Origin of the sequence: Shewanella sp. ZOR0012 (genome assembly GCF_000798835.1) — a bacterium.
In the GTDB taxonomy this organism is placed as follows: Bacteria; Pseudomonadota; Gammaproteobacteria; order Enterobacterales; family Shewanellaceae; genus Shewanella; species Shewanella xiamenensis.
This window is the reverse complement of sequence record NZ_JTLE01000094.1, coordinates 2,592,771-2,603,534: the sequence shown is the minus strand read 5'-3', so window position 1 is coordinate 2,603,534 and position 10,764 is coordinate 2,592,771. Positions and strand designations below refer to the sequence as shown.

Here is a 10,764-nt window from a genome sequence, read left to right as displayed (position 1 = left end):
CTGCTAATGACGATCTGTCACCTGTAGAGTTTGAGAATTCTCAAGTAAAAGTGTCCAGTTTGGGTTGACCAGTACACACATCGCCAACAACACAATGTAGCCAATATCATAATCGAATGCCGCTATTAATTGCACCATCTGATCTCGACTTCTGGCACCGTTCCTATGCCATTGAGCTTGAGCCATTGCTTCAACATTCAGAAAAAGTACCTATATCAATTCATTCATAGTGCACGAATCAATTTTGATTGATATTGAGTACCAGCATGCTGTTAACTAGGTTGGTTAGATCAAATTTATTGATTGTAGCCGTATTGGAAGGGCGTATCTATGGAACATAAGGTTTTACACGTAAAAGCATTTTTCAAAAAAATGGGGCCAGAACAGAGTCATCCTGTTTATAAAGACTTAGATAAAAATGCGCAGATAAACGACCCTTGGACAAACAAGAAAGTCATCGTCGCGGAACTGGCCAAAATCACTCAATATTCTGACTGTGAAGTCGATAGTGAGCGTTTATCTAGTGATTTGGAGCAGGCTCTAACTGAGCTAACAAATGCTGGATATATTCTTAAAGAGATTGTGCCAATCACTTCAGGGAAGTACCACTCCGATGTTTACTCATCATTGTTGGGTAAAGATGCATATCCATTTGCATATGGTTACTCATATACAGACAGTTTGATTGTCGTAGGGCAAAAGGCTGGTTAGGTTTCACGATATCTTCATCACCTGCAAATCACTTTACTGATAACTATCGCATCAAATATTTGATAACAGCATAGCGATCGCTATAATTACTGTGTTTATATACAGTATTGGTGGCGCTATGTGTGTTTATCCCATTATTCCGGTGCCTGCTCAAGCAGGCATTAGTGGCTTTGAAAGCCCTGCAGAAGAATACCGGCAGCTAGGACTCGACCTAGATGAGCTATTGGTGTTGCATCCGAGTTCAACATTTATTGCCATGGCGCAAGGAGACTCAATGCAGGGAGAAGGCATTTTTGATGGCGATTTGCTTATCGTTGATCGACATATAAAAGCGGAGAATGGTGCGGTTGTGGTCGCTCAGTTAAATAATGAGTTTGTCTGCAAGATCCTTGATAAAACTCATAAGATGCTGTTGTCATCAAATGAGCAATATCAAGCGGTTGCTATCCATGATTATGATAATTTTCGAATAGAAGGCGTCGTTATCCGCTCTATTAGGATGCATTTAAAATCACCATTGCTGAGCAAAAGACTATGTACGCCTTAGTGGATGCAAACTCGTTTTATTGCTCTGCTGAGCAAGTTTTCAGACCGGATTTGCGCGGTAAGCCGATAATTGTTTTAAGTAATAATGATGGCTGTATTGTGGCGGCTAACCGCCAGGCAAAAGAGGCTGGCATTCCTAAATTTGCGCCTTATTTCCAAGTTAAAGAGCAATGTGCAAAGCTTGGCGTTATAGCGTGTTCGAGTAACTATGAGCTTTATGCTGATTTATCTTCAAAGATGATGGAGATCATTGGTCGCTTTGCGCCAGAACAGCATGTGTATTCGATTGATGAATCATTCCTCTCTTTTAAGCACTGCTATCCAGCAATCAAATGCTTGAAAGAGCAAGGTATGCAAATCCGCAGGTCAGTGTGGCAAGAGGCTCGTTTGCCAGTTTGTGTTGGTATTGGGCCCACTCTTACCCTAGCAAAAGTGGCTAACCATGCCGCAAAGAAATTACCAGGTTATGACGGTGTCTGTTTAATTGAGAATGAAGCAGAACGAATTGCAATCCTCAAGCAGCTGTGTGTCGGTGATGTTTGGGGTATTGGTCGTCGTATTAGTAAAAAACTCGAGTTGATGAACATTAAAACAGCCCATGACCTATCACAGATTCCTGTAGGGCTTGCTCGTAAGCAATTTAGCATTGAAATAGAGCGTACGGTTCGTGAGCTAAATGGCATCGAGTGCAAACAATGGGATAAGGCAAGAGCCGATAAACAGCAGATATTTTCAACTCGTTCAGTTGGTGAGCGGATAACCGATTTTAACTCTTTACTGCAGGCATTAAGTAAGCATGTTGGCATTGCCGCAGCAAAGGCTAGGGCACAGGGCTCTAGTTGCAAGTCAATGCTACTGTTCGCCAGTAATTCGCCGTTTGATGATCAACCTATTAGCTATAAAACGGTTATCCATTTCCCATGTGCGACAAATAGCACGGTCGAAATGACGCAGGCAGTGTCAGCGGCTGCACCAAAATTATTCAGAGAAGGTGTGCGCTACTACAAGATCGGAGTTGGGCTCATCAACCTCGTTTGTGACAAGCATCAGCAATTCGACTTATTTAATGCGCCAAAAGCTAATCCTGCTTTGATGCAAACGCTTGATGGCATTAACTTAAGGTATGGCCGCGATACGCTGTTCTTGGCCGCACAGGGAATCGAACAAAAGTGGTCTATGCGGCGAGAACTGCTTAGCCCGCAGTACACAACCAAATGGGACTGTTTGCCTATGATAAAGTGCTAATTTTGCCCCATTCAAAGTTAGCAACGCGATTTGAGTTGAACATCACTTGCCTAATGTTGATCAAATTTGAGTAATACGACAAAGTGGCGACGGAAACAGTGACGATTCAGTCCCCCTCCGACTACTAATAAACGATAAGTATATTTTTCTTAAATATCTAAAAGGAAGCGTGGCATCGTCTTTTTAAGGAGCATGTAAGAGTGTCGAATACTAATTCAGGTGACGGTGAACGCACTGCAATGCTGGGGTATGTACCGCAGTATGAAATAGCAGCAGGCCTAATTTATGAAGCTTTGCTTGATGGAAGTCTCGAGTGGTTTCGAGTGGCCGACCCAGATGCAGGAAACTTGGATGACATACTTATAGCGACTACTGGTAAGCTTGATGCGTATCAGGTGAAATGGGCGGAATACGTTGAATCAATTAGTTATGCAGACTTTGTAAGAGATAGCTCTACAAAGCAGGGATATGAAAAGCTTAGCCTTTTCAGGCAGCTTGCTGAAGGATGGAAACACTTAAATGAAAATTATAAAGAAAGAACTGTAAAAGTTCATCTGCTTCACAAATTGGTACCGAGCTCAAACCCTACCGCAAAGATTCCTTTAGGCGATACCCCCCCTCAACATGCTCACTTTCAATCTTTCTTAAAAGAATGTTGGTTTGATAGAAGATGGTGTGAAACTGGCCTTGATAAAGTAGCCGTATGCTGGAAAGAAGCACTGTTGGATCTACAGAGACGGTCAAATTTTAATGATGACCAATTTTTGAATTTTATTCGTTGTTGTGAGCTTGAATTTAACTATAAGCGACCAGCTGATATCCCTATAACCAATCAAGGGCAAGCAAGAAAACAGGAAGATATTGAAAAAATATATAACCTCCTAACGAAAATGGCGGGAGGTGAACGTCGAATTATTGAGCTGTCCAAAGATGATATGTTAGATCGGATGGCGTGGAGTCATAGGTTTAAGCATAAGTTTGTTCACGAATTTCCTATAGATCGAACCTATCAAGAAATTGAGGACACAGTCAGTTCTATATCTGATGTTTTATCACACACCAAGCAGGGGTATGTCGCATTGCTTGGAACTCCTGGCTCGGGAAAGTCAACAACGCTTACTCATACTTTGAAGTATAAAGCAGGATATAAATTAGTTAGATACTACGCATATGTTCCCGATAGCACTTATCAAGGGCGTGGTGAAGCGACTACTTTTCTTCATGACATCACCTTGTCGCTAAAAAATCATGGCTTTCGTGGTGAAAGTTCTGGGCAGCCAGGCTCAAGAGAAGAATACCTATCTCTGTTAGGAGAGCAGCTTCAGCAAGCCCATGAGAAATGGAAAAATGATGGCGTAACTACCGTCATCATGGTCGATGGGTTAGACCATATTCAACGAGAGCAAAACCCTCTACAGAGTTTGTTGTCAGATTTGCCCTCTCCTAACACCGTGCCTGATGGAGTGGTGTTTGTTCTAGGTAGTCAAACACTGGAGTTGAACGATCTCTCTGACACGATAAAGGAGCATGTCAGGCATGAAAGTCGAACTATTGTCATATCGCCTTTGACTCGGGCAAATGTCTATGCAGCCATAAACAAATGGCCTGGTTGTTCCGAACTAACAGATGGTAATAAGAAGAAAATTTTCGAAAAGTCATTGGGACACCCACTATCTTTGGTTTATTTGCTGCAATTTATTACTGGCGGATCGGGTAGGGATTATGATGAAGCTATTGATGATTTTCCTCTTTACCAAGGGCATATTGAGCAAAGCTACTCAGTTTATTGGCGACAAATAGAAAGTAATCAGAAGCTTGTTGACTTGCTTGCGTTATTGTCAAGATTGAGAGTGCCAATAAATACTCAAGTGCTTGAAAAATGGTCTGATCATTCAACTATTCGCGCTTTTATTTCAAGCGCATCCCACTATTTCAAGAAGGATAGTCATGTAAGTTGGCGTTTTTTTCATAACAGTTTTCGACAGTTTATTTTAGATAAAACGAGCCGAAACCTATTTGGTAATCTAGATGATTCAAAGAGTGTTGAATATCACAAGTTGTTAGCTGAACACTGTATTCAATCGTCTAAGCATAATGATCCAATGCGATGGGAGGCTGTTTACCATCTTTTTAATGCTCGGCAGATGAAAGCTGTAATTGATACAGGGACTCAAGGTTACTTTAGAGAACAGTTTTTTAATCTTCGGAATGCTTCGAGTTTGACTGATGATATTGACGCTGTTCTATTGTCTGCGAAGGAGCTGAATGATCCGCTTGCCGTAGTGAGATGTCTCTTAATTGAAAGTGAGCTTAGAGAGCGAAGAGACGCCCTTAATGAGGTTGATGTACTTGAGCTCTTATTTTCATCGGAAGGGGTAAGTTCAGCGCTTAGCTACATATTCGATGGTGAGCTGCTAAGGGTAAGTGATTCAGAAGCACTCAAATTTTCAAAAGTTCTAGCTGAGAACAAATTCTTTAATGAAGCTAAAAGGGTCTTTGAATCTGCTGAGCCGCTAAGTTACTTGTCGGGTGGGGATGCTGTTGTTCCGCATCGCAGTGGAACTGAAGATTTGAAACGATGGGTTGATGTGGCTCATTATTTCATGCCGCTAGGCGACCTTGTCTCAACTATACACCAAACAAAGTATGAAATTGATGTTGTGGGTGCATCGAGTGGGAATGATGAAGCCCTGCATGCTCGCTTAATGAGACGGTTGGTCAATGGTGTTTATGAAACAAAAGACGAAGAAAAAGTAACGGAGCTTTTCTATTTCTTATCAGAAAAAGAGCAATACTTTGATAGTTTTATAGCTTTATGTATCTCCATATGCACTAAGCAATATCCATTGGCTTTGATAGACACCACATTCAAGGCTGTTATTGACTGGTCTGAAAATAATGACTTGGATTTTTCAGAAAAGTTGTTGGTTGCTGAACTGGATTACAGAACCAATGGAAGTGTAGAAAAAGCTAAAGAATGGTTTGAAAATTTTGAACAGCCAAAACTGTATAAATATGGTGTTCATGGCCAATGGAAGAACCTAAGTCCATTCGCAGATAGAATTCGTCTTAACAGACTACGAGCAGCCCTGGGACAAGGTGTTGATCCTGTTAAGGTGGTTCCAAATGAAAGCGAAAAAAAGTATACAGGAAACGTCTTATTTGAACGTGCTTTAGTGAGGTTTTCAAGCATTTGGGGACGGGGTTGGGCTGGAGAGAAGCTGCTACCAAGTTTTATTGTTCAGGAGATAAAGCCATCATTTGAATTGTTACGAAAGCCTTATGATCAAACAAGGGATTGGATTGGGTGGTATGAGTTCGAATCAGCCGCTGTTGATTACTTTAACTTCGCAATAAGGGCTGCTGCTCAGCATGGACATGATTGTATTTTGGCTTTAGCCGATGCGTTTATAAAAGATTGGGATAAACGGTATTGGCCGACTGGCTGGCGCAGAGAGATTGCTTTCACTTTGTATAAGGAAGGATATAGCAGGGATGGTTTAGTTGACTTACTGGATCAAATCGAAAAAGAGATCCCCGATTTTGACAACATTCACTCTAAAATATCTGAGTACTATGAACTTTCTATAGTGTGGTCAAAGATTGGTAAACCAGATCGAGCGGCTAGCCTGTTACCAAAAATCTTCAAGTGTTCTTTTGGAATATATCATAGGAAAGACAGGCAATTTTCCCACTGGGTATCGTGGTTAGGTAAGCTGATCAGTCAATATCCTGATTTAGCCTACGATGAAATATGTCGATTTTCTTTGGCGTTAGTAGATTTGGAACAGTCGGGAAATGGTCGTGGTACGCAGGAAGCAGGACTTGATCTCATCACTATGACTACACGTTGGAATCCGGGATATGGTTTAAAGCTCTTGAGGTGGTTATTCGATCATAAAGGACTTGATTATGCTCCGGGCCTAACAGGGTTGCTGTCTGGAATGCTTGATGGCTCTAGTCCGCCGTTGAAAGAAATATCAGTGATGACGAGAAAGTTGCTGATCCCTTTCGAAGAGTATAATCCTTCTGAACTGCCTAAAAAATTAGTATCTCGGACTTGTCAATCCTCTGATGATGGGGTGACGGATGAGATAGAAAAGCTTATTGCAGCTATTAATATACACTTATTGCCTTCAAATCGTTACTCGTGGTTAGAAGGGGTAGCGCTTGGCGTCAGGGATGCGGGGTTGGACAATAGTTTTTATGCCTCAATGGCGATTTCTACCACCCAGGAAAAGCATGTTACTCATGAACCTTCTCTGACACTAAATACAGGGGAAAAACTTACAGAAGAAGAGGCTCAACTTAAAGTAAATTCTTCTGAAAGCCTTTTTCAGCTTCTTCGAACTGTAAAATCCGTTGAATATTTCCGCTGGATGAACTTAATTCAACCTTTTTTAAAAGGTATGAATGTCCCTCAATTAGAGGAACTCTATAAGCTTTTAAAGCCAGTTAAGCATGATAATAATGTTGTTTCTTGTATTGCTGGCGCATTGTCTTCACATGGTGAAGTGGATAAAGCGAACAGTTTATTAGAAGGTTTATTTGATAACTCAGATGCTAAAGGTTGGGATTTGAATTGGGATGGGGGTTCTAGGCTGTCGATATTTAGAGCCCTTGTTGAAATTGATGCTAAACAGTGGCGCTCTAAAGCGTTCGCTAGTTTCGTTGATGATTACATTGGTGAATATAGGAATCCAAGCAGTTTAATTTCGAACTTACCAGAAATGGTCGATATCCTCTTTGAGGATAAAGATGTCCTGCCCATTTGGAAGGAAATCAAAGAACATGTATACCAGCTAGACGCTTTTGAACAAGGGACTGAGAAACCACCGGTACTCTTAGATGAAATTGGCGAGAAGAAGGATACTAGTTTACTCATTGAATTTGCATTCGATATGCTTGATGTGGCTATTCCTGAATTAGGGGTTATGGCTCATCAGGCAATAGTTGATTTGGCTAAAATTGAAGCAAATCGGCCAGAAATTCTTAGTCAAGTAGCTGATAGAATAGATAAAATTGGGTTTACGCAGGTAAAAGTAGTGTCTTTGTTAAGTAGCTTGGCAAATGATTTCAAAGGGGGTGTTCTTCAATTTGAGCAGGAAATATCTTCACTCTGTGCATCTGAAGACTTTAGTGTGAGGATGATTGCCTTGGATTTGTCTAGTAGGCTAGAAATCGAAGGTAGATTACCTCCACATGAACGCTCAAAGTTACCTTTGATATACGAATTGGAATTACCAGAAATAAGTAATAAAAAGGAAGCTATTCCTTTTTCAGCAATCCGTCCAGGAGAAACACTTCCTGATGTTGATGACCCGATTGAGTTGCTTAGGCCTTTGATGACTGAAGCGAAGCTTGTGGCTGATATGTCAAACGTACCGTTTGAGAATTTAGCCTACAGATTTTGTGAGTTTATGAAAACTTTGATTCCAGAGAACGAATGGAATAAGCAGGCTGAGGAAATTTATAGGGACTGGTTGGAAGGTGTTGGGCTCAAGCTGACCTATCATCGTCTGAGACCAAAAGTGGCAAAGCTAGCACTCTCTTATGTGGTATGCGAGTTATTAGATGCAGGGCGAATACCTCCTCAAGGAGTTGATCTTCTGCGAGATATTTTCAAACGTAGTGATGAGATGTTATTGGAGCTTGAGCCCGCTATTAGACCTGATTGTATTGTTGTTCCGAAAGCAAAAGATCGAGATATATCTCACAAGCACGATGAATGGTTGGGAAATATTGAAAAAGGTATTACACAATTTGTTGATCGTATAGACACTGGAAAACAAATTATTGGTGAACTTACAACCTGGAGCTGGTTAGACTGGGATTTACCGACGGAGGTTCGTATGTCTACAGTCTGTCATCCTGAATGGAATGACGATGTAGAAGTTATCTCACCTTATACTTTCTTCCCAAGCATGATGCATTGGTCTGCAATTGATTACCCTGAAATTACTGCTACCAGAGAACCATCACTGGTAATTTATGGAACAGATGCATACATCGATCATGGAGGCGTTGAGTGGTTAGCACTAAATCCATCTATTGCTTTGTTCCTGGGTTGGTCTGTTTCTGATGAAGGAGTGTTCCGCTGGATCAATAAGAAAGGGGAGGTAATGGTTGAGAGCATTTATTGGAAAGATGGTCCTATTTCTCGACAACCACCTAAAATGGATGATATTTGTTCAAATGGATGGCTTGTAATTGCCTCTGACGAGGCAGTTGAAAAAATCAGGGAAGTCATTGGCGAAGCGATAAAAGTAAATGCAGTCATACGAAGTTATGGTCGAAATACATACGACCCTGACATAACTTCAATCCAACAGAGAATTAATTGGTAGTCACATTGGTATCGATGTGCATTGTTACATAACATGCAATGGAGTTGTTCATGGTTATTACAAAGTTAATTATTGAGGGTTTTAAGGGCTTCAAAGACCGATTCTGCATCGAGTTCAATGAGTCAGTTAATATTATCGTAGGCGACAATGAAGCGGGGAAAAGTACCATCCTTGAGGCTATCAACTTAGGTTTGACGGGGTTGTATGCGGGGAAACCTGTAAAGAACAACATCAGCCAATATCTCTTTAATGATCAGTTAGTGAAGGAATATCTAGTCAGCCTTGCAACCGCAGCCAAACTGCCGCCACCAGAACTATTTGTTGAACTTCACTTTCAAAAGACGCCTGACACGGTTTTCCTAGAGGGAGATGGGAACAGCCTGAAGTCCTCCTCAGTGGGAGTTATGTTTAAAATCAAGTTTAACGAGGACTATAATGCTGCCTATGAAGCTCTCTTGAAAGCAGGTGATATTAGAACGTTGCCTATCGAGTATTACGATATTGAGTGGAAAAGCTTCAGCAGAGACGCACTCTCGTCACGCAGCATCCCCCTCAAGTCTGCATTTATCGATTCATCCTCAGTAAGAGGTAATAATGGATCAGATGTTTACATAAGCAGAATAATCAAGGACCTGCTGACGGACGATGAGGTCATTAGTGTTTCTCAGTCGCACCGTAAAATGAAAGAAGCCTTCATATCAGACGAATCCATCGAAATCATCAATAAGAAAATTATCAGTGCTAGCAAGATCACCAGTAAAAAGGTCACTATCTCGGTTGAACTTTCCTCTCAAAAAGCATGGGAATCAAGTCTTATTACCTGCCTAGATGATGTTCCGTTTAACTACATAGGAAAGGGCGAGCAAAGTATTGTGAAGACAAATTTGGCGCTCTCGCACAATAAAGCAAAAGAATCGAATGTGATTCTGATTGAAGAGCCTGAGAATAACCTGTCACACACCAAGCTTAATCTGCTCATCAAGACCATAAAAGACAACTGTAAAGGTAAACAAATCATCATTACGACTCACAGTAGTTTCGTTGCGAACAAACTCGGTCTTGGTGATCTGATTTTTCTCTCGAACCGCAAGACGACGAAGTTGGATTCGTTAACACAAGACACAAAAGAGTTTTTCGAAAAGATTGCGGGCTACGACACGCTTCGAATGGTTCTGTGTAAGAAAGCTATTCTGGTTGAAGGCGATTCTGACGAACTTGTGGTTCAAAAAGCCTACATGGATGCAAACCAAGAAAGACTGCCCATTGAGGACGGGATAGAAGTAATTTCCGTGGGAATTTCGTTTCTGAGATTTCTGGAAATTGCTGCGATTATCGACAAACCTACCTGCGTCGTAACGGACAATGATGGTGATATTGCCGCAATCCAGAAAAAATACAGCGCCTATTTAGATGCGAATAAAAAACCACACATTGATATCTGTTTTGACCCGGTTGTTGATACCGGTAAGCTGATGGTGGGTACAAAAACATACAATTACAATACGCTTGAGCCTAAATTGCTGAAGGCCAACAGTAGAGAAAAACTTAATACCGTTTTAGGGACTACACATGCTTCTGATGATGAGTTACGCATTTACATGCGAGCGAATAAAACAGATTGCGCATTGAAGCTCTTTAATCATAAGAATACTGCGGCGCTCAGCATCCAGTATCCGCAGTACATACTGGATGCAATCGAATGAACAAAGTCATCATCGCCTCTGCTGGAGCGGGTAAAAGCACCTTTGTGGTAAGCGAAGCATTAAAGGCAGCCACTTCAGGCAAGCGGATTTTGGTTACCACATACACGGAGGCATGTCGTGATGAAATCATTGGTAAAATCATTAAAGTTAATGGATGTGTCCCAGTTAATTTGTATGTAATTACTTGGTTTTCCTTTCTTATTAAGCACTGG

At 41.2% G+C, this 10,764-nt stretch carries 6 protein-coding genes; all 6 read left to right on the top strand.

The window, feature by feature from the left end; all coding sequences use genetic code 11:
- Nucleotides 1–330 precede the first annotated feature (330 nt).
- On the top strand, nt 331–711 hold the full coding sequence (locus L976_RS22380) for a hypothetical protein (protein WP_052183998.1): 381 nt from the start codon (nt 331–333) through the stop codon (nt 709–711).
- A gap of 118 nt (nt 712–829) precedes the next feature.
- Complete coding sequence (locus L976_RS13055; protein WP_047537332.1) at nt 830–1,258, top strand: LexA family protein; 429 nt, start codon at nt 830–832, stop codon at nt 1,256–1,258.
- Nucleotides 1,246–2,502 carry a Y-family DNA polymerase gene (locus L976_RS13050; protein ID WP_047537329.1) on the top strand — a complete coding sequence of 419 codons (1,257 nt, stop codon included), beginning with the start codon at nt 1,246–1,248 and terminating at the stop codon, nt 2,500–2,502. Before L976_RS13055 ends, L976_RS13050 begins: the two co-directional genes overlap by 13 nt.
- 200 nt (nt 2,503–2,702) lie before the next feature.
- A complete protein-coding gene (locus L976_RS13045; protein ID WP_047537327.1) occupies nt 2,703–8,849 on the top strand; it encodes an AAA family ATPase in 6,147 nt (2,048 codons plus the stop codon).
- Between the two features lie 50 nt (nt 8,850–8,899).
- Nucleotides 8,900–10,552, top strand: a complete 1,653-nt coding sequence (locus L976_RS13040; protein WP_047537325.1) for an ATP-dependent nuclease — start codon at nt 8,900–8,902, stop codon at nt 10,550–10,552.
- The coding region (locus tag L976_RS23300) for a UvrD-helicase domain-containing protein (protein WP_197062280.1) at nt 10,549–10,764 on the top strand (216 nt) is incomplete at its 3' end. The genes L976_RS13040 and L976_RS23300, both read left to right, overlap by 4 nt.

Bases quoted from the DNA above. Each gene is read 5' to 3' on its own strand.
- L976_RS22380 (WP_052183998.1), top strand. From the start codon at position 331: ATGGAACATAAGGTTTTACACGTAAAAGCATTTTTCAAAAAAATGGGG.
- L976_RS13055 (WP_047537332.1), top strand. From the start codon at position 830: ATGTGTGTTTATCCCATTATTCCGGTGCCTGCTCAAGCAGGCATTAGT.
- L976_RS13050 (WP_047537329.1), top strand. From the start codon at position 1,246: ATGTACGCCTTAGTGGATGCAAACTCGTTTTATTGCTCTGCTGAGCAA.
- L976_RS13040 (WP_047537325.1), top strand. From the start codon at position 8,900: ATGGTTATTACAAAGTTAATTATTGAGGGTTTTAAGGGCTTCAAAGAC.